Source organism: Amycolatopsis magusensis (assembly GCF_017875555.1).
Lineage (GTDB): Bacteria > Actinomycetota > Actinomycetes > Mycobacteriales > Pseudonocardiaceae > Amycolatopsis > Amycolatopsis magusensis.
The window spans coordinates 7,976,062-7,996,001 of the sequence record NZ_JAGGMS010000001.1 but is presented as its reverse complement, the minus strand read 5'-3'; the positions used below and the strand labels follow the sequence as shown (position 1 = coordinate 7,996,001).

Sequence of the window (19,940 nt, the reverse complement as noted above, 5' to 3'; positions counted from 1 at the left end):
GCCCGAGCGTGAAAGTCGCCTGCCCGAGTGCGGGTTTCGGCTGCCCGAACGTGGAACTCGCCTGCCTCAGCGTGAGATTCGGGTATGCGAGCGCGGAACTTGCGTGCTCAGGTGAGTGCCCGGCTACGTGAACGTGGGGTTCGCTTGCCCGAGTGTGGGGTTCGGCTACGCCAGTGTGGAACTCGGCTGTCCGAACGTGGAACTCGGGTGCCTGAGTGTGGGGTTCGGCTGCAGGAGTGTGGGGTTCGGGGGTGGGGGAGCGGGCGGAGGGGTCAGATCAGGGCTCGGATGGCGGTTTCGAAGTTGGTTACGTGGGTGCGTGCCAGCTGGTCGGCTTCGTCCGCGCCGCCGGTGGAGATGGAGCGTAGGAGGCCGACGTGTTCCTTGATGTGACTGTCGAAGTGGGTGATGCGGTCGAGGAAGAGGCAGAAGATCCGGGTGGCCAGGTTGTGGTAGCGCACCAGCGTGTCTTCGAGGTGCGGGTTGCCCGCGGCGCGGTAGATGGCGCGGTGCACTCGCAGGTCCCAGTGCATCAGGTCGTGGCGGGCCATGGAGCGCACGTCCAGTTCCTCGATCGCGTCGGCCAAGGTCGCCAAGTTGGAGCGGCTCGGCTCGCTGGAGGTTTCGGCGGCGCGCCGGGCTGCCAATGGTTCCAAGTGGACGCGGATCTCGGAGATGTAGGCGAGGTCGGTGATGTCCACCCCCGTGGCGAAGGTGCCTCGCCGCGGGTACGAGATCACCAGCCGGTCGACTTCGAGTCGTTTCAGGGCTTCGCGCACCGGGGTGCGGCCCATGCCGAGGGATTCGGCCACCGCCAGGTCGTCGATCGGGGCCATGGGCGGGATGTCGAGCATGATCAGCCGGTCCTGCAGTGCGACGTAGGCCAGGTCGGCCAGTGAGGCGGGAGGCTGCTCGGCGATGGTCACGCGCTCATTCTAAGGCAACGAGCAGATTGATATATGAGTCCGCCGAGAAGGAGGCGAGCGCACCGTGGCCGAAGCCATCACCCTGACCCTGAGCTGCCCGAACCGCACCGGCATCGTCCGCGCGGTGAGCAGCTACCTGTTCGAGCAGGGCTGCGACATCGGCGAACACCGCCAGTTCGACGATCCCGTGCGCGACCGGCTCTTCATGCGCACCCAGGTCACCCCGCCCGAGGGCGCCGATCTGCACCGGATCGACGTGGGGTTCGCCGAGGTGGCCGCCGAGTTCCAGATGACCTACGAATTCAGCGCCGCCCGTGGGGCGCGGATCCTGGTCATGGTCTCCAAGCTCGGGCACTGCCTCAACGACCTCATCTACCGCTGGCGCGCGGGCAGTCTCGGCGGCGAACTCGTGGCCGTGGTGTCCAACCACGAGGACCTGCGCCCGATGGCCGAGCAGGCGGGCCTCCCGTTCCTCCACGTGCCGGTCACCCCGGAAACGAAGGAGGCCGCCGAGGCCCGCCTGCTGCGGCTCGTCGATGACCACGAAGCCGAACTGGTCGTGCTGGCGCGGTACATGCAGATTCTCTCCGACGCCACCAGCAAGGCGCTGCACGGGCGCGCGATCAACATCCACCACTCGTTCCTGCCCGGCTTCAAAGGCGCCAAGCCCTACCACCAGGCCTACGACCGGGGCGTCAAGCTCGTCGGCGCCACCGCCCACTACGTCACCTCCGACCTGGACGAAGGCCCGATCATCGAGCAGGAGGTCATCCGCATCGACCACACCTACGACCCGCGTGCGCTGCAGACCGTCGGCCGCGACGCCGAAGCGCTGGCGCTTTCACGCGCGGTGCGCTGGCACTGCGAACGACGGGTCCTGCTCAACGGTCACAGCACGGTCGTGTTCCCCTGAGCGCCGGTGACCTCGTCGGACGGCCGGTCGGCCTTCGCGACGGCGCGCCGCCGGTCCAGCCGGTCCCACAGGGACAGCATCGGCGTGGCCATCACCGTGGTGACGATCGCGACCAGCACCAGCACGCTGAACAGTTCCCGCGTCACGATCCCGGCGGCCAGCCCGACGTTGATCGCGATCAACTGCATCAGCCCGCGCGCGTTCATCAGCGTGCCCACCCGCAGCGACACGTCCTGCGGCTCACCGGCGAGGCGCGCCGCACCCCAGCAGGCACCCAGTTTCCCGGCGACCGCGGCGGCGATCGCGGCGACGGCGAACAGCAGCAGCGCGGGGTCGACCAGCAGCCCGAAGTCGGTGTTCAGCCCGGAATAGGTGAAGAACAGCGGCAGGAACACCGCGCCGACCGGCGCGATCTTCGCCACCACCCGGTCCACCGCCGCCGACCGCGGGAACACCACGCCGAGGCTGAACGCGCCGAACACCGCGTAGAGCCCGATGACGTCGGTGTACCAGGCCGCCAGGAACAACACGACCACCAGCGCCAGCAGCAGGTGTTCGGCCGGGAGCCGGGCGACGAGCGAGCGCGCCTTGTCGTTCGCCCGCACGATGACCACCAGCAACAGCACCAGGACCACGCTGCCGCCCGCGGTCAGCGCGACCGGCCCCGCGCTGCCGGCGGCGATGCTCAGCACCCCGGCGAGCAGCACCCAGGCCACGGCGTCGTCGATCGCGCCGCAGGCGAGCGCGACCGAGCCGAACCGGGTCTCGGTGAGCCCGCGTTCGGTGATGATCCGCGCCAGCATGGGGAAGGCGGTGATCGCCAGCGCCACGCCGACGAACATCATGGACACCACCAGCGAGACCCCGTCCGGGAACAGGTTGACCTTGCCGTGCGCGAACCAGGTGAGCGCGGCCCCGAGCGCCAGCGGCGCCAGCATGCCCGCGGTGGAGATCATCGCGGCGGGCCGCGCGACCCGTCGCAGCCGCTCCACCCGGAACTCGTAGCCGGTCTGGAACATGAACACCACCAGCCCGATCTGCCCCACCACGTAGAGCACCGGCCGGAGCTCCTCGGGGAACAACGCGGCTTCCACGTCCGGCGCGAGCAGGCCGAGCACCGAGGGGCCCAGCACCACCCCGGCGACCATTTCGCCGACCACCGGTGGCTGGCCGAGCCCCCGCAGCAGCCACCCGACGGCCCGGCAGACGAGCAGGATGACCACCACCGCCAGGAAGAAGGCAGGGGCCAGCAGCGTGTTGGACATGGTCGGGTCCTCCCGTGCTCAGTGGCTCGCCCGGTGGACCGGGCAGCCCTGGGTGTCGTGGGTGTCGAAGTAGCGCCCGGCCAGCCGCCGGTGCCGGGCGTCGAGCACCATCCAGGTGCCGAGCACCAGCTGGACCACGCTGCGCCACAGGCTTTCGGTGTGGTCGCGCCAGCGCAGGAACACCCCGGCCGCGCGGATCCACCGCGTCGGCGGGGGAGCCGTGCGGCGGCTCAGCAGGCAGGGCGCGCGGTGGGGCAGGGGCCGGGTGTGCGAAACGGTGGAGTCCAGCCGGAACCGGCGGAGCACCTCGGTGGTCGCGGCCCGCATCGCCAGCGGCGACACCCGCCACGCCGGGCACGGCCGATTCGCCGCGACACCGAACGGGATGTGGTGCGCGTCCCGCGCGGAACGGCCGTCCCAGCGCGAGGGATCGAAGGTTTCCGGGTCCTGGTAGCCGGTCGAGTGGTAGCCGGGGTAGGAGAAGCAGAGCACCGAGCCTTCGGGCAGCGTGCTGCCGCCGACCTCGATGTCGTCGGTGGCGATCCGGTGCGCGATGCCGAACAGCGGGAACAGGCGCAGGGTCTCGTCGAGCACCTGGGCGAAGTACCGCTCGTCCGCCGGATCGTCCGCGAGCCGCTGCTGCACCCCGGGGTGCTGGGCGAGCACGAGCAGCAGGTGCGCCATCCCCTCGGACATCTGCACCACGGCGGTGTTGAAGAAGGTGCCCTGCAAGTAGTGAACCTGTTCTTCGCGGGACAACGACGCCGGCAGTTCGTGTGGGACGTCGGGCAGGCGCCGGGCGAGGTAGCGCGTCAGCTTCGCCCGGCGGCGCGGGTGCCGCAGGCCGGTGCACTTCAGCGCGGTCACCACGTCGTCCGCGTGCCCGACGATCAGCTTCCGCGCCTCGGGCGGGCACGGCTCGCGGAACACCAGTTCGTAGAAGTAGTCCGCCCACACCGGCATCATCAAGTCGCGCAACCGCACCAGTGCCGTGCCCCCGGGCACCGCGGCGTCCAGCACGGCGGCCGTGCACCGCGCCGCCGTCTGGAAGAGCTTTTCGCTGGGGCCGGCCAGGACGCGCAGGGTGGTCCGCGCGACGTCGTCGTAGCGCGGACCGGCTTCGAGGTGTTCCTGGTGGACCTCGGGTCCCGGCGAAAGCCAGTACCAGAACAGGTCCGACAGCTCGGCGCCGCGGCTGCGGCCGTTCGCCGCCGGGTGCGAGTAGACCTCCAGGAACCGGCCGTCGGAGTCCGGCAGGGTGATCACCTGGTCCCGGTTGACCGCCTCGAACACCTTGACCCGCAGGGAGACCACCAGCTCGGGCAGGCTCAGCACCGGCTCACCACCTGGTCTCCGGCGAGCACACCACCGCACAGGGTCCGCACGTGCTCGTACTCGTCACGCAGGGTTTCGAGAACCTGCCGCACGCCCGCTTCCCCGGCCGCGGCGAGTCCCCACAGCACCGGCCTGCCGACCCCGACCGCGGTCGCGCCCAGCGCCAGCGCGATCGCCACGTCGCTGCCCCGCCGGATCCCGCCGTCCACCAGCACCGGGATCCGGCCGCCGACCGCCTCGGCGACGCGGGGGAGCGCGTCGATCGCGGCGGGGGCCACGTCGAGCTGGCGGCCGCCGTGGTTGGAGACCACGAGGCCGGCCATGCCGCCGTCCACCGCGATCTTCGCGTCCTCGGGGTGCAGGATTCCCTTGAGCAGCACCGGTAAGCCGGTCATCCGCCGCAGCGCCTCGACGTACCGCCAGGAGATCTCCTGGCACATCTCGATGTCGCGGACACCGGGGGAGCCGGGGAGGTCGCGCATGTTCTCGGCGGCGAAACCCGGTGGCAGGTCGTGGAAACCGTGGCGGTGGTCGCGGCCGTGCCGTCCGAACACCGGGGAGTCCACGGTGACCACCAGTGCCGAGCAGCCCGCGTCCTCGGCCCGGCGCACCAGGCATTCGGTGATCTTGGCGTCCGGCTGGAGGTAGAGCTGGAACCACACCGCGGCGTTCCGGTCCACCTCGCGCGCGGCCCCGGCCACCTCGCCGATCGCCACCGTGGCGGCCATGCCGGAGACCAGCACCGTGCCCGCCGCCGCGGCGGCCCTGGCCGTGGCCAGCTCGCCGTCCGGGTGCGCGAGCCGGTGGAAGGCCGTCGGCGCCACCAGGATCGGCGTCGACGCGCGGGCGCCGGGGAGCTGGACGGGGGTGGCCGGGCGGGACTGTCCGCGGAGGACCCTCGGGAGCAGCGCCAGTCGCTGGAAGGCGCGTTCGTTCTCCGCGAGCGCCGTCTCCTCGCCCGCGCCACCGGCGAAGTAGTCGTAGTGCACGGGATCGAGCAGTTCCCTGGCCCGGTCGTGCAGTTCGGCCAGGGCGCCACCGGTCACAGGCTCACCCGCGGCCGCTCGAGCTGGGCCCGCAGGAATTCGCGCAGCGGGGCCCGGTGCACCCGCTCACTGTCCCACTCGTTCTCCAGGTTCTCGGTGATGTGGTGCTCGGCCTCCAGGTCTCCGCCGCGGAACAGGCGCACCACCGGGTGCAGGTACCGCCCGTCGAGCCCGCTGGTGTCCTCCTGCGACGTCCGGCCCGCGGAGATGTCGAACGGGTTGACCAGGTCGTGGTCCTCGCCGTACTCGAGGGTGATGGTCAGGTAGGACTCGACCTCGCCGAACTCGCCGGCGGCCACCGCCTCGTGCAGGTGGTCGACCGGCACCTCCTCGAGGTAGCGCGGTGCGTCCCCGAGCAGCACGGCGTCACCGAGGTACCCGAACACCTGCCACAGGGCCGAAGTGCGGTTGACCCGCTCGATCACCGCGTCGGTGATCTCGGTGACCTCGCCGGGGGCCAGCTCGTGGCTGGGCCACGGCACGCCGTGGTGGCGCTGCTCGAGGATCCGGTGCAGCGCCTTCACCCCGTACCGGAAGCCGTGGATGAAGCCGCTGGTGGACCGTTTGAAGTCGCGGGCCTGCGTGATCGTGCCCGCGAAGTGCAGGCCCGGCACGTTCACTGACTCCCAGGCGGCCGTCTGCGCCGGGAAGCGGTCCTTGATGGTCAGTTCCGGGCGGCAGTCCTCGTCGAAGATCGAGGCGTCGAAGCGGAACCCGGTGGCCGCGATGACCCGGTCGTAGCGCAGTTCCTTGACCACCTCGGCCACCCGCGAGAAGCTCACGCGCACCAGGTAGCCGTCCTCCCCGTCGGGCCGGATGCCCAGCACGTGGCCGTCGAGCAGCGCGTTCTGCGATTTCAGCTGGTAGGTGTCGAGGAAGTTGTTGTTCACCGCGCGCACATGGCCGACGAAGTGCGTTTGCCACGCCAGCCGCAATGATCCGGGGCCCGCCACGTGAATGACCGCCGCGGTTTCGATGAGATTGTCCGCGGTTTCGAAAGCGGAGTTCCCCCGGCCGATGATGAGTACTCTCTTGTCGATGAACTCCGCCGGGTCGACTGTTACCTCGGTATAGAGTTCCGCGTGCTGAATACCGTCGATGTCCGGAATATACGGTTTGCTCACGCCGGTCGCCACGATCAGCCGTCGCGCGCGGAACACCGTGCCGTTCTCGTCGACCGCTTCGAATTCGTCCGGACGGCTGATCCGGCTGATCCGCGTGCCATAGCGGACGTGCAGCCCGTGGACCTCGGCGAAATCGGCCAGGTAGCGCACCATGTCCTCGGCCGCGGGGAAGTACCGCGGGGTGTAGCTGGTGAACAGCGGCTCGTTCTCCGCCGAGAGCAGCGAGTTCCAGTCGTTGCGCAGCCGCAGCTCGGGGTCGCTCCAGCCGGTGTGCACCTTGTTGATCGAGATCAGCTGGCGGTGGCGCGGGAATCGGGTGAAGAACGTGCCCGCCGATTCGCCGGCTTCCAGGATCAGGTGACTGCGGCCGGCCTGCTTCAGGTAGTAACCGGCCTGCAGTCCGGCCGGTCCGGCGCCGAGCACCAGGTATTCGACGGAAATTGCGTCAGACAAGGGAATCTCCCTCGGGGTCCGGTGGGGATTCCGAGGTTAGTTGAAACCTCAAACACCGGGCCATCCGCTATCGGGGTGAGCCCACCTGTCGGTTTCCTATCGGTTTTCCCGGAAATCGGAAATGGTGGTAAGCACTGAAGGCATGACGGATCTTTACCCGCAGGCAATGCTCGACTCGCTCGCCGCCGATCCGGATTCCCCGGCTTTCGAACACGGCACCCGGGTGGTGTCGCGCCTCGAAGTGCTGGACCTGGTCGCGCGCTTCACCGGCGGGCTGGCCGCGGCCGGGCTGGGCCGGGGCGACGGGGTCGCCATCGCGACCGCGGTCACCCCGGAGGGCTTCGCCGCGCAGCTCGCCGCCGCCGCGCTCGGCTGCCGGGTGGTCGGTGTCCGGCCGGGACTGACCGAGGCGCAGCTGCCGCACGTGGTCGGGCGGGACGTGGCCGCGCTGGTGGCCGACGACCCCGGCCCGGAGCTGCTCGCCGCGGCGGACGGGGTGCGGGTGCTGAGGATCGGGCCCGGACTGCTGTCCACTGCGGAAACCCCGGTCGCACGCGGCCGCGCGGACGACATCGCCTCGGTGACCTTCACCAGCGGCAGCACCGGCGCGCCCAAGGGCGTCGCGCTGACCTACGCGGCGATGACCGAGCACTGGTCGTGGCAACCGGCGAAGTGGAGCGCGGACACCGCGGAACTGGCCGCCGGGTACGGCCGGTTCCTGCTCTTCGGCACGCTGACCAGCGCGGTGATGCAGGAGCACCTCGGGCTGTGCCTGCTGTCCGGGGGCACCGCGGTGATCCCGGAAGGACCGCCGGACTTCCCGGCGGTGCTCGAACGGCTGCGGATCACCGCGAGCCTGCTGACCGTTCCGCGCCTGCACCAGCTGCTCGACGTGCTGCCCACCACCGAAGTGGACCTGAGCGCGCTGCGCGTGCTGCTGGTCGCGGGATCACCGCTGGCCCCGCACCGGATGGCCGAGGCGTTCGACCGCTTCGGGCCGGTCGTGCGGCAGGGTTACGGGCTCACCGAGGTCGGCTTCCTCACCTCGCTGACCGCCGACGACGTCGCCGCGTGGCCACCGGCCCTGCGCTCGGTCGGCCGCCCGCGGACCGAAGTGGACCTGGAGGTCCGCGACGCCGACGGGAACGCCGTGCCCACGGGGACGACCGGCGAGATCTGGGTGCGCACCGCCTACGTGCTCGCCGGGTACTGGCGGAACGAGGAGGAGACCGCCGACCTGATCCGCGACGGCTGGGTGCGCACCCGCGACCTGGGCCACCTGGACGAGCGCGGGTACCTGCACCTGACCGGCCGGGCGCGCGACGTGATCATCGTGAACGCGATCGTGCACTACGCCGGGGCGATCGAACGGGCGCTGACCGGGCACCCCGGCGTGCGGGAGGCCTATGTGGCCGGTGCACCGGACGAACGCACCGGCGAGGCCGCCCACGCTTTCGTGGTGGTGGACGGCGAGCCGGACCTCGACGGGCTGCGGGCCAGGGTGGCCCGCGAACTGGGCGAAGCGGCGGTCCCGTCGACCATCACCGTGGTCGACGGGGTCCCGACACTGCCCAGCGGCAAACCCGACAAACGCGCCCTGCTCACCCAGCGGTGACCGACTCCAGCGCCGAGTCGAGGATCGACAGGCCCCGGTCGATCTCGGCCTCGGTGGCGGTCAGCGGCGGCGCGATGCGGAACGTGCCGCCCAATCCGGGCAACTGCACGATGTTCATGTGCAGGCCGAGTTCGGCGCAGCGCCGGGTGACCGCGGCGCCGAGTTCGTCGGTGTCGCCCTCGCTGCTCAGTTCCAGGCCCACCAGCAGGCCGCGGCCGCGGACGTCACCGATCACCGGGTGCCGCCGCGCCAGTTCGTCCAGCCCGCCGCGCAGCCGCTTGCCGAGTTCGCGGGCACGCAGGTCGAGGCGGTCGCGGGTGAGCACGTCCAGCACGGTGTTGCCGACGGCCGCCGGGAGCGGGTCGTTGACGTGGGTGGTGAAGAACAGGAACCCGCGTTCGTGGGCTTCCCGCTCGATCTCCGTGCTGGTCAGCACCGCGGCCAGCGGCAGCCCGGCGCCGAGGGTCTTGGACAGGGTGAGGATGTCCGGGACCACGCCGTCGCGTTCGAAGGCGTACCAGTCACCGGTGCGGCACAGCCCGGTCTGGGCCTCGTCGAGGATCAGCAGCATGCCGCGCTCGCGGCACTTGTCCTTCAGCGCGGCCAGGTAACCCGGCGGCAGGTCGACCACGCCGCCGGAGCTGAGGATCGGCTCGACCAGGCAGGCGGCGAGGCTCCCGACCGACTGGGCGTCGATCAGGTCGAAACCGAGGTCGAGCTGGCGCCGCCAGTCCAGGTCGCCGTCGGCGTCGACGAGGCCGGGCCGGTACCGGTCGGGCACCGGCAGGGCGAAGTTGCCGGGCGCGGCGGGCCCGTAGCCGTGACGGCCGGCGCTGTAGGTGGCGTTCGCGGCGGCCAGGGTCATGCCGTGCCAGGACCGGGCGAACGAGACGACCTCGTGCTTGCCGGTGACCAGTTTCGCCAGCCGCAGCGCGGCTTCGTTCGCCTCGGCGCCGGTGGTCAGCAGCATGGCCTTGTCCAGTGGCGCCGGCAGTGATTCCGCGAGCCGCCGGGCGAGGTCGAGCACCGGGCGGCTCAGCATCCCGCTGTAGAGGTGATCGAGCTTCTCGACCTGCTCGCGGACCGTGGCGACGATCTCGGGGTGCGCGTGGCCGAGGATCGCGCTCATCTGCCCCGAGGTGAAGTCGAGCAGTTCACGTCCGTCTTCGGTGAACACCGAGGTGCCCTTGGCGCGGTCGATGATCCAGGGGCTGAAGCTCCCGCGGCCGGAGTAGCGGACCAGATGACGTTCGGGGGCTGGGGTTTCGTGGGGCATGACCCCGACGCTACGAACGAAGGCCGCGGTACGTCCAGCACAGGATCATGGCCCTGCTGTTCGGCAGAACCGCACAATGGCGGGGTGCTGAACCCGTGGCGCCTGCGCCTGCTCGTCCTGCTCGACAACCTCGGCACCGTGCGCGCGGTGGCCCAGTCGCTGCACCTGAGCCCGTCGACGGTCTCGCAGCAACTCGCGGTGCTCGAGACCGAGACACGCACCCGGTTGCTGGAGCGTTCGGGACGGCGAGTGCGGTTGACGCGCACCGGCGTGCTTTTGGCGCGGCGGGGCCGGGAAATCCTGGACCGGATGACCGAAACCGAAGCCGAACTGCGGGCGCTGAACGACGAGCCGATCGGCACCGTCCGGCTCGGGGTGTTCCAGAGCGCGATCCACCCCCTCGCCGTGCCAGCCGTGTCCCGGCTGGCGGACTCGCACCCGCAACTGCACGTCGAACTCGTCGAATCCGAACCACACGAGAGCGGTTCCGCGCTGCGGGCCGGCGAAGTGGACGTGATCGTCACGACCACCGACTACGTGGAGTTTCCCTGGGGCGGCGACCTCGAGATCACCCCGCTCGGCACGGATCAGGTGGTGCTGCTCCTGCCCCCGGACCACCCGCTCACCCGCCGCGAGGTGGTGGACCTGGCCGAGTGCGCGGGGGAGGCCTGGGCGTGCGACCGGGCCGGGTCGTACATGGCGGGCCTGACCCTGCGGCTGTGCCGCGAATCGGGGTTCGAGCCGAAGGTGGCGTGCCGCTTCGGCAACTACCTGCTGCTGATCGAGCACGTCGAAGCCGGGCGTTCGGTGGCGCTGCTGCCCGCGCTGGCCGTCGCCCCGCACCACGCGGTCGTCACCCGCGAACTCACCACGCCGGTGCACCGCAACGTGGCGATCGTGGTGCGCCGGGGAACCGCGCCGCGCGCGGCGGTCGACGCGGTCGTCGAAGCGCTGCTGGACCACCCGGAGATCCCGGCACTGAAGACCTGACCGTCCTCAGTGGACTGGAACCGTCGCGGTTAGTGTTCTCTTAGCGCCCGGTGCCAACGTTCGTGGTGCGGAAATTCCGCCGCAACACCCGGGGAGGAAATCGATGAGGAAAACAATGGTGGCCGGTCTGGTGCTCGCGGGGGTCGTGGGCTCCGGTTTCGCCGGTGGCACGGCGACAGCGGCACCGGGCACGGCGCCGGGCACGGCACCGGGGACGCCGGTCTCGGTGGCGGGTGACTTCGACTGCGGAATCATCACCTGCAGCTACGTCTTCAGCAAGAAGGACACGAACACGATCGCCGACGACGGGCTGGCCGCGGCCGGGTTGTGCTCGGCGATCCCGACGCCGGGCAACGGGGCGTGCGCCGCGGGTTTCGCCATCGTGGTCGTCACCGCGAAGGTGGCGAAATCGCAGGGGAAGTGCGTCAGGTTCACCGCGGCGAAGATCGCGCCGTACGGACTGGTGGCCACGCCCGACGGCAGTTCACGCTGCCGGTGAGCTGACGGCCGGTCGCCGCCGCCCGTTGTCCATTGTGGACGGTGGGCGGCGGTGCCGCGCGGTCTGGCCCGCGCGGACCGGCCCCACTAGAGTTGCCGGAAGAGGGTCGACGAAGGGCGGGGTGGTGGGCGCACAGCGGCGCGAACACCTGCGGGCTCGGCTCGGCGGGTCGCACGACGCCGCCGAGGTCCTCGGCGCGATCTGCGACCTGTGCGTCACGGAACTCGCGGTCACCGGCGCGCGGATCCGCGTGCTCGGGCCGACCACGGTCGACGGCGGCGGCGCCACGATCCACACCACCGACGCGCTGGGCGCCCTCCTGGACGACCTGGTCACCACGACCGGGGCCGGGCCCTGCCTGGACGCCTACGCGCTGGCGCGCCCGGTGCTGGTACCGGACCTGAACGCGGACGGGGGTGGCCGGTGGCCGGGCTTCGTGCAGGAAGCGCTCGCCGCCGGGGTCTTCGCGGTGTTCTCGTTCCCGCTCCAGTTCGGCGGGGTGCGCCTCGGGGTGCTCGAACTGCACCGGGCCGCGGCGGGCTCACTGACCACCGTGCAGCTGGCGGACGCCTTCCTGCTGGCGGACGTGGCCACCGACGCGATCTTCCACGACTCGCACGGGCTGGGGCCGATGACGCTGCCCGCGCTGGCCGACATCCAGGCCGAAGTGCACCAGGCCACGGGCATGGTGGCGGTGGACCTCCGGGTGGGCCTGGCCGAGGCGCTGCTGCGCATCCGCGGGCACGCGTTCGCCCGCCGGTTGCCACTGGCCGAGGTCGCGAAAGACATCATCGAACGCCGTTTGCGGCTGGACAACGGGGAGTGACCGCGGTGGGTACAGAGCCAACAGAGACACCCGGCCAGGCGCACCGGCAGGCGGCGGGCCTGCGGGAGGAGCGCGTGGCGCGGGCGTTCGTCAGCCTGGCGGACACCCTGGTCGACGAGTTCGACCTGTCCGAGTTCCTGCACCTGCTGGTGGACCACTGCGTGGACCTGCTGGAGGTGGACGCGGCCGGGGTGCTGCTGACCGACCAGCGAGGTGGCATCCGGATGGCGGCGGCGTCCTCGGAGAAGGCGGAGTTGCTGGAACTGTTCGCCGCCGACACCGACGGCGGCCCGTGCGTGGAGTGCGTGCGCAGCGGGCAGGCGGTGTCCAGCACCGACCTGGCCGCCGAAAGCGGCCGGTGGTCGCGGTACGCCGCGGCCGCCGAACTCTGCGGTTTCCGTGCCGTGCACGCGTTGCCGATGCGCCTGCGCCAGAACGTGATCGGCGCGCTGTCGCTGCTCAACGCCGAGCCGGACGGGGTGCGGGTGGTGTCGAGCCAGCTCGGCCAGGCACTGGCCGACGTGGCCACGATCGGCATCCTCCAGCAGCGCAGCGTCGGGCACGCCGAGGTCCTCACCGAGCAGTTGCAGACCGCGCTCAACACGCGGGTGGTGATCGAGCAGGCCAAGGGTATGCTGGCCGCGCGCAGCGGCAAGCTTTCCCCGGAGGACGCCTTCACCGCCCTGCGTGGTTACGCCCGCGAAAACCGCCTCCGTCTGTCCGACCTCGCACGGGAGGTCATCGAGGGCGCGGCCGACGCCGACGCCATCCTCGCCCACCCGGCGGGCTGAGCACCTCGGCGGCGAACCCGGGGTTTCGCGTTCACCCGTTCGGGAACCCCATCAGTGGAACTCTGTTGCCCCAGACCTCGGCGACGCAGGAACCCTCCCGGAAAGAAGGACGAGCATGCCTGCGCTCTCCGAATCGGTGGCGAACACCCCGGACACGGGTGACTACACCGGGCTCTCCCGCCGGATCAGGCTGGCCGGTCTGCTGGACCGCCACCCCCGGTACTACACCGTCAAGATCGGCCTCACCCTGCTGGCCTTCGCCGGGCTGTGCGTGGTGTTCGCCGCGCTCGGCGACTCGTGGTGGCAACTGCTCACCGCGTTCGGCTTCGCCGTGCTCTTCGCCCAGCTGGCCTTCCTCGGCCACGACGCGGGCCACAAGCAGATCTTCCGCGGCCGCCACGGCAACGACCGGCTCGGCCGGGCACTCGGCGGGCTGGTCGGCATCAGCTACGGGTGGTGGATGGGCAAGCACACCCGCCACCACGCCAGCCCGAACCACGAGGACGACGACCCCGACCTCGACATCCCGCTGCTCGCCTTCACCCGCGGGCAGACCGGCGGCAGGCGGGGACTGCTGCGCTGGACCGCGGGCCACCAGGCCGGGCTGTTCTTCCCGCTCCTGCTGCTGGAAGGCCTGAGCCTGCACTGGACCAGCGTCCAGGCGGTGTGGGAGGGGAAGATTTCCCACCGCCGCACGGAAGCGGCCCTGCTGCTGGCGCACTTCGCGATCTACGGCACGGCGGTGTTCACCGTGCTGTCCCCGGGGCTCGCCGTCGCGTTCATCGCGGTCCACCAGGGGCTGTGGGGCGTGTACATGGGCTGCTCGTTCGCGCCGGGGCACAAGGGCATGCCCACCTACACCGACGGGACGCAGCTGGACTTCCTGCGCAAGCAGGTATTGACCAGCCGCAACGTCCGCGGTGGGCGCTGGGTGGACTTCCTGCTCGGCGGGCTGAATTACCAGATCGAGCACCACCTGTTCCCGACCATGCCGCGGATCAACCTGCGCCGCGCCCAGCCGCTGGTCCGGGAGTTCTGCGCCACCCACGGCATCGACTACGCCCAGTGCGGGCTGCTGCGGTCCTACCGCTACGTCCTGGCGCACCTGCACGAGGTGGGCGAGCCGCTGCGACGATCCGGTGAAGCGCTCGCGCGCTGAGGCGGTGCCGTTGCCCGGCGCCGCAGCGCGACCGTATGGTTACCGGGCGAAGTTTCCCGCCCCAGACCCCGGCGGTCGCGCCACCTCGGGATGAGCGGCGGGCAGTCATGGGTTCTACCGGAGCACACGGGCCTTTCGTGCCACCGGTGCGGGTCTTCCTGATCGACCAGCAGGGGATGCTGGCCGAGGCGCTGGCGGCCAGGCTGGCCGCCGCGCGAACCCTGGTGCTGGTGGGCTGTGCGCCGCCCACCGCGCCCGACCTGTTCGCCACGGTGGAAGCCGCCCGGCCGAAGGTGGTCGTGGTCGACCTCGCGCCGGTGGCGTCCACCATCCCGGCCTTCCTCAGCCGCCTGGTCGCCGCCGCGCCCGAGGCCCGCGTGGTCGTGCTGACCGACGACCAGGACCCGGCCCGGATCGCGGTCGCCGCCCGCTGGGGCGTCGCCGCCTGGGTGGCCAAGCAGGACTGCTCCACCGATGACCTCATCGCCATCGTGCGCGGTGTCCGCGAAGGCATGGCGTACTTCCGGCCCGAGCAGATCGGGTTCGTCCTCGAAGCACTGCGCACCGAGATCGACCGCGCCCGCGTCACCAGCACCCCGCTGGACGTCCTTTCCCTGCGGGAGCACGACGTCCTGCGCGGCATCGTGGACGGCAAGCCGGGCAGCCAGATCGCCAGGGAACTGTTCCTGTCGGTCAACACCGTGCGCACCCACACGCACAACATCTTCGGCAAACTGCAGGTGCACAGCAGGCTCGAAGCCGCGGCCGTCGCGCGGGCCGCGGGCATGACACCGCGGGTGGCCCCGGCCGGGCATGCCCTCTCGAACAGCCTGCGCCACGCGAAGCCGTGGCGGAACGGCTCGGGAGAACACGCCGCGCTCAACAACTCCACGCCATACCGCTGATCGTGGACGCCGACCTGACCGTCCGGCCGGATTTCGTGACTCTTCGTGTACACTTGACCTTGTCCGAGAGCACTTCGTGCGCAGGTGTTCGAACCCGCGCCGTCCTCGGACGCTCATCCGGTCGTTCGCGGCCGGAGACGGGAGTACCGGCATGACGTCGGGCCCACACCTCACCGCCCACACCGCCACCGACGGTCTCCACCCCGCCACCCGCCTGCGGCTCAAGCCGAAGGCACCCGCCACCGGGTACGTCGACGGCGCGTGGTGGCCGGAATCCCGTGACCTCGTCCGGGAACTGCCCGCACTGCTCACGGTCCTGGGGGTCCGGCTGCACGGGGTCGAGCGGTTCACCTACCACCTCGAAACCTGGCCCGGCACGCCGCGGAAGGTCCGCGTCGGGGACGAAGTGGTGCGGGCCGAAGGGTTCCGCACCCAGCCCGCGGACACCGTCACCGCCATCGGGTCCAGTGGCGAGCGCGTGACCCTGCTGGTCGTGCCGCCGGACACCGAGGCGGAGTTCGCCCACGACGTGCTGATGACCGCCGCGCACCGGGGCAACAACGACAGCATCGCCAGCCTGCTCGCCGCACCCGGCGGCGAACCCGCGGAGATCGATGGCGACCTGCCACGCCCGCGACCCGGCGGCCACACCGAGCCCGGGAACTAGTTCTTCCAGCGCCCGCAACCAGAAAGGGCCTCAGTGCCGTCAGTGCCGCCAGCGAAGTCACAGCCGCAGTCCACTCTCGGGATTTTCGCCCGTTCCCGCAAGGAAAACGAGCACCGGCTGCCGATCCACCCACGGCACTTCGAGCGCATCGACGCCGATCTGCGCGCCCGGATCTACCTCGAGCACGGCTACGGTGAACGGTTCGGCGTCAGCGACGCCGAACTCGGCTTCGCCGTGGCCGGTCTGCGCACCGGCGCCGAACTCGTCGCCGGGTGCGATGTGCTCCTGCTGCCCAAACCCGCTGCGGCGGACCTCACCGGGATGCGGCCGGGACAGGTGCTCTGGGGCTGGCCGCACTGCGTGCAGGACACCGGGCTCACGCAGGTCGCCATCGACCGCGGGCTGACGCTGATCGCTTTCGAGGCGATGAACCACTGGAACCCCGACGGTTCCTTCGCGCTGCACGTGTTCCACAAGAACAACGAACTGGCCGGCTACTGCTCGGTGCTGCACGGACTGGAGAGCATCGGCTCGACCGGGGACTACGGCAGGCGGCTCACCGCCGCGGTGATCGGCTTCGGCGCCACCGCGCGCGGTGCGGTGACCGCGCTCAACGCCCACGGCGTGCACGAGGTGCACGTGCTGACCAACCGCGGGGTCACCGCGGTCGGCTCGCCGATCCACTCCGCGCGGATGGTCCACTTCGACCACAACCAGGCGAACCCGCGCCGCAGCCACGCGATGACCACGGAGGGGCGCGTCCCCCTCGCCGGGTTCCTCGCCGGGTTCGACGTCGTGGTCAACTGCGTGCTGCAGGACACCAACGCCCCGCTGACCTTCCTGCTCGAGGAAGACCTCGCGGCCTTCAAGCCGGGCAGCCTGATCGTCGACGTCTCCTGCGACGAGGCCATGGGATTCAGCTGGGCGCGGCCCACCACCTTCGCCGAACCCACCTTCGTGGTCGGCGACAACGTCACCTACTACGGGGTCGACCACAGCCCGTCCCGGCTGTGGAATTCGGCGACGTGGGAGATCAGCGAAGCGCTCATCCCGTACCTCGGCACGGTGCTCGGCGGCCCGCGGGCGTGGGACGCCGACGGTGACACCATCCGGCGGGCCATCGAAATCCGCGACGGCACCATCCAGAACGCCGACATCCTCGCCTTCCAGCACCGCTCGGCGGAGTTCCCGCACGCACGGTTGCCGGAGACGGCACCGGCGCACTAGGGTCGGCGCACGCCCTCGACCGGCCGAAGGAGGTGGGACCATGGTCACGACGATCACACGCTCCCATCCCGCCCGGAGGGCGTCGCGGATCTGACCAGGGAGCGCTCACCCGCCTCCTGGAAGGAATCCCGCATGACCGAACTGGTCATCCGCTCGCTGAACCCCGGCGAGGAACCACTTTTCGAAGCACTGCCCGATCCCGGCCTGGTCGGGTTCGCCGCCTTCGGCCAGAGCTACACCGCCCTGGCCGCGAAGGGCGACTACCGTCCGGAATGGACTTGGGTGGCCCTGCGCGGCGACACCGTCGTGGCCAGGGCCGCGTGGTTCGCCGGTCCTGACGACGAGAAGCCGCTCGCGCTGGACTGGTTCGACTTCACCGACGCCGAGGCGGCCGTGGAGTTGTTGCGCACGGCCCCGCTGCACGCCGAGTACTCGCTCCTGCTCCCGGTGGGCTGGCGCGACGACCCGGCCGTCACGGCGGCGGCGAGCGCCCGGATCGAAGCCGCCGTCGCGGCCGGTCTCACCCCGCTGGTCGAGCGGTACCGCTACCGCTGGACCCCGGAGTGCGGCCTGCCCGATCGCCCCGGCCGTCTCGAATTCCGCGCCGAGCCGGACGACGCCGTGATCCTGGACGTCTTCCGCCGGGTGCACCAGGGCAGCCTGGACGCCCACGTCCGCCGCACCATCGCCGAATCCGGCCTCGAAGCCGCCGCCCAGGAACAGCTGGACTACCTGCGCTGGATGCCCAGCCCACGCGAGTGGTGGCGCCTGGCGTACACCCCAGGCGGCGAACTCGTCGGTCTCGCCGCGCCCTGCCACCACTACAACGACCCGGTGATCGGCTACCTCGGCGTCCTGCCGGAACACCGCGGCCACGGGTACGCCTACGAGTTGCTCGCCGAAGCCACCCACCTGCTCGCGGCCGGAGGCGCCGACCGGATCGTGGCCGGCACCGACGTCACCAACACGCCGATGGCCGCCGCCTTCGCGCGAGCCCACTACCCGATCGAGAAACAGCGGATCGACCTGGTCTGACCTTCGCGCCCAGGCCGCGGGCGGGCGGCAGCACCGCCCGCGGCCTGGCAGGATGTCTCTGGTGGAGACGCCCGGCCACCCGGAGGACAGCATCGAGGACCTCTTCGAGAACGCACCTTGCGGCTACCTGTCGACGCTGCCGGACGGCACCATCACGAAGATCAACACCACCCTGCTCGGCTGGCTGGGCCTGGAGCGCGACGAGGTGGTCGGGCAGCGGCGGTTCTCCGACCTGCTGACCGTCGGCGGGCGGATCTACCACGAGACCCACATCGCGCCGCTGCTGGCGATGCACGGCGAAGCCGGTGGACTCGCGCTGGAACTGCGCGGTGCGGGCGGCAAGCGGCTGCCGGTGCTGGTGACCTCGGTGGTGAAGACCCACGACGACGGCTCGCCGCGGCTGATCCGCACGGCGATCTTCGACGCCCGCGACCGCCGCGCCTACGAGGAGGAGCTGCTCCACGCCCGGCGGCAGGCCGACGGGGAGCGCGACCGGGCCCGCAAGCTCGCCGCCACCCTGCAGCGCACCCTGCTGCCGCCGGTCCTGCCGAAGGTGCCCGGCATGGAGGTCGCGGCGTACTACCACCCCGCCTCGATCGACGAGGTCGGCGGCGACTTCTACGACCTGTTCCCGCTCACCGGCGAGACCTGGGGTTTCTTCCTCGGCGACGTCACCGGCAAGGGCGCCGTCGCGGCCACGGTGACCTCGCTGGCGCGCTACACCCTGCGGGCCGCCGCGGTCTACGACCCCGATCCGGTCGGCGTGCTCGACAACCTCAACACCGTGCTCTACCAGGAGTACAACGGCTCCGACCCGCGGTTCTGCACGGTCATCTACGGCTCGCTGGTGCCCGGCCCCGGCGGCTGCGCGATCACCCTGGCCGCGGGCGGGCACCCACCGGCGGTGCTGATCCACGCGGACGGCACCACGGAGTTCGTCGAGCTGCCCGGCGGCATGGTCGTCGGCGCGCTGTCCGAGGCCCGGTTCACCCGGCTCACCGTGCACCTCACCCCCGGCGACACCCTGTTGCTCTACACCGACGGCATCACCGAAGCGCGGCCCTCCGGCGATCGCACCCGCTACAGCGAAGAGCAGCTGCTGCGCCACCTCGCCGACCGCGCCCCGGCCACCGCGCCGGAGACGATCGACGTGCTCACCGAGCTGCTGACCGGCTTCGGCGCCGGTGTCGATGACGACACCGCGTTGCTCGCGCTGAGCATTCCCCGCTGACGAGCGGGTTCATCCCGGGCTCAGCCCCGAGACGGCCAGCCGGAACAGCCGGTGCGCCCGCGTGCCGGGCTCGGGGTGGAGTTCGGTGGCCAGTACGACACCGACGGCCAGCGTGATCAGGTCGGCGACGGTGACGCCCGCCGCCACGGCGCCGTCCTGGACAGCGCGGCTCAGCAGCGGGCCCGCTGCCTCCTCCAGCGCCGCCGAGCAGCTGTTCTCGTGCACCGGGCCGGGTTCGGCGCCGTCGTAGGCCAGCGCGGCGGCGAGGCCACGGGCGTCGACGCAGTAGGCGACGACCTCGTCCAGCCACTCCAGCAGCGCCGCCCGGCTGCCGCCCTGGCCGGTCAGCTGCCGGGCGCGGTCGCTCAGCGCCTCGATCCGCTTGTGCGACACCGCTTCCAGCAACGCCCGGCGGGTGGGGAAGTGCCGCCGCACGGTCGCCGAGCCGACCCCCGCGGTGCGGGCGATCTGCTCCAGGGAGGCCGCGGCGCCGTGAGCGGCAACCTCCGCTTCGGCCACGCCGAGGATGCGCGCGTAGTTGCGCCGCGCGTCGGCGCGCTGGCGATCGGGCATGGGTTCCTCCCCGGGCCCCGGCTAAGTGGCGGGCCCCGCCATATCGTAGCGTGGGCTAAACGGCGGGCCCCGCCGTTTAGTCGA

The 19,940-nt window shown here is 71.2% G+C and carries 19 protein-coding genes; 12 read left to right on the top strand and 7 right to left on the bottom strand.

Annotated elements, in window-relative coordinates; translation table 11 throughout:
- Positions 1–272 precede the first annotated feature (272 nt).
- A complete protein-coding gene (locus JOM49_RS35750) occupies positions 273–926 on the bottom strand; it encodes a GntR family transcriptional regulator (RefSeq protein ID WP_308158987.1) in 654 nt (217 codons plus the stop codon).
- Positions 927–990: 64 nt separating this feature from the next.
- On the opposite strand from JOM49_RS35750, the gene purU reads away from it, so the two are divergent.
- Complete coding sequence (gene purU / locus JOM49_RS35745) at positions 991–1,839, top strand: formyltetrahydrofolate deformylase (protein WP_209668554.1); 849 nt, start codon at positions 991–993, stop codon at positions 1,837–1,839.
- Here the strand turns inward: purU and JOM49_RS35740 are convergent.
- The 4 genes from JOM49_RS35740 to JOM49_RS35725 are packed head-to-tail and all read right to left on the bottom strand — an operon-like array spanning position 1,815 to position 7,062.
- The gene (locus tag JOM49_RS35740) at positions 1,815–3,104 is read right to left on the bottom strand and encodes a cation:proton antiporter (RefSeq protein WP_209668553.1); all 1,290 of its coding nucleotides are present in this window, start codon (positions 3,102–3,104) and stop codon (positions 1,815–1,817) included. The genes purU and JOM49_RS35740 overlap by 25 nt on opposite strands.
- Before the next feature lie 18 nt (positions 3,105–3,122).
- On the bottom strand, positions 3,123–4,439 hold the full coding sequence (locus tag JOM49_RS35735) for a cytochrome P450 (RefSeq protein WP_308158986.1): 1,317 nt from the start codon (positions 4,437–4,439) through the stop codon (positions 3,123–3,125).
- Positions 4,433–5,485: an alpha-hydroxy acid oxidase gene (locus JOM49_RS35730; protein WP_209668551.1), complete on the bottom strand. Its 1,053-nt coding sequence runs from the start codon at positions 5,483–5,485 to the stop codon at positions 4,433–4,435. Before JOM49_RS35730 ends, JOM49_RS35735 begins: the two co-directional genes overlap by 7 nt.
- Positions 5,482–7,062 (bottom strand): NAD(P)-binding domain-containing protein, encoded by a 1,581-nt coding sequence (locus tag JOM49_RS35725; protein ID WP_209668550.1) that lies wholly within the window; start codon positions 7,060–7,062, stop codon positions 5,482–5,484. Before JOM49_RS35725 ends, JOM49_RS35730 begins: the two co-directional genes overlap by 4 nt.
- A gap of 142 nt (positions 7,063–7,204) precedes the next feature.
- Here JOM49_RS35725 and JOM49_RS35720 point away from each other — a divergent pair, with 142 nt between their 5' ends.
- Positions 7,205–8,677 carry a class I adenylate-forming enzyme family protein gene (locus JOM49_RS35720; RefSeq protein ID WP_209668549.1) on the top strand — a complete coding sequence of 491 codons (1,473 nt, stop codon included), beginning with the start codon at positions 7,205–7,207 and terminating at the stop codon, positions 8,675–8,677.
- Here the strand turns inward: JOM49_RS35720 and JOM49_RS35715 are convergent.
- Complete coding sequence (locus JOM49_RS35715; protein ID WP_209668548.1) at positions 8,664–9,953, bottom strand: aspartate aminotransferase family protein; 1,290 nt, start codon at positions 9,951–9,953, stop codon at positions 8,664–8,666. The two genes, JOM49_RS35720 and JOM49_RS35715, sit on opposite strands and share 14 nt — an antisense overlap.
- An 84-nt stretch (positions 9,954–10,037) precedes the next feature.
- Between JOM49_RS35715 and JOM49_RS35710 the strand changes: the two genes are divergently transcribed.
- The 10 genes from JOM49_RS35710 (at position 10,038) to JOM49_RS35665 (ending at position 19,283) form a co-directional block, all read left to right on the top strand.
- Positions 10,038–10,943 carry a LysR family transcriptional regulator gene (locus JOM49_RS35710; RefSeq protein WP_209668547.1) on the top strand — a complete coding sequence of 302 codons (906 nt, stop codon included), beginning with the start codon at positions 10,038–10,040 and terminating at the stop codon, positions 10,941–10,943.
- A gap of 103 nt (positions 10,944–11,046) precedes the next feature.
- Positions 11,047–11,442, top strand: coding sequence for a hypothetical protein (locus JOM49_RS35705; RefSeq protein ID WP_209668546.1), 396 nt, complete (start codon positions 11,047–11,049; stop codon positions 11,440–11,442).
- Between the two features lie 124 nt (positions 11,443–11,566).
- Positions 11,567–12,268, top strand: a complete 702-nt coding sequence (locus JOM49_RS35700; protein ID WP_209668545.1) for a GAF and ANTAR domain-containing protein — start codon at positions 11,567–11,569, stop codon at positions 12,266–12,268.
- A 5-nt stretch (positions 12,269–12,273) separates the two neighbouring features.
- Positions 12,274–13,059: an ANTAR domain-containing protein gene (locus tag JOM49_RS35695; protein ID WP_282772492.1), complete on the top strand. Its 786-nt coding sequence runs from the start codon at positions 12,274–12,276 to the stop codon at positions 13,057–13,059.
- A gap of 115 nt (positions 13,060–13,174) precedes the next feature.
- Positions 13,175–14,218, top strand: coding sequence for a fatty acid desaturase family protein (locus tag JOM49_RS35690; RefSeq protein ID WP_209668544.1), 1,044 nt, complete (start codon positions 13,175–13,177; stop codon positions 14,216–14,218).
- Positions 14,219–14,364: 146 nt separating this feature from the next.
- Positions 14,365–15,123, top strand: coding sequence for a response regulator transcription factor (locus JOM49_RS44260; RefSeq protein ID WP_209668543.1), 759 nt, complete (start codon positions 14,365–14,367; stop codon positions 15,121–15,123).
- A gap of 151 nt (positions 15,124–15,274) precedes the next feature.
- Entirely contained in the window at positions 15,275–15,790 is a 516-nt protein-coding gene (locus tag JOM49_RS35680; RefSeq protein WP_209668542.1) for a DUF5994 family protein, read from the top strand.
- Positions 15,791–15,832: 42 nt separating this feature from the next.
- On the top strand, positions 15,833–17,017 hold the full coding sequence (locus tag JOM49_RS44255) for a N(5)-(carboxyethyl)ornithine synthase (RefSeq protein ID WP_209668541.1): 1,185 nt from the start codon (positions 15,833–15,835) through the stop codon (positions 17,015–17,017).
- Positions 17,018–17,149: 132 nt separating this feature from the next.
- Complete coding sequence (locus JOM49_RS35670) at positions 17,150–18,052, top strand: GNAT family N-acetyltransferase (RefSeq protein WP_209668540.1); 903 nt, start codon at positions 17,150–17,152, stop codon at positions 18,050–18,052.
- A gap of 61 nt (positions 18,053–18,113) precedes the next feature.
- Positions 18,114–19,283: a SpoIIE family protein phosphatase gene (locus JOM49_RS35665; protein WP_282772495.1), complete on the top strand. Its 1,170-nt coding sequence runs from the start codon at positions 18,114–18,116 to the stop codon at positions 19,281–19,283.
- Between the two features lie 9 nt (positions 19,284–19,292).
- Here JOM49_RS35665 and JOM49_RS35660 read toward each other — a convergent pair whose 3' ends face one another.
- Complete coding sequence (locus tag JOM49_RS35660) at positions 19,293–19,856, bottom strand: TetR/AcrR family transcriptional regulator (protein ID WP_209668538.1); 564 nt, start codon at positions 19,854–19,856, stop codon at positions 19,293–19,295.
- Positions 19,857–19,940: the final 84 nt, after the last annotated feature.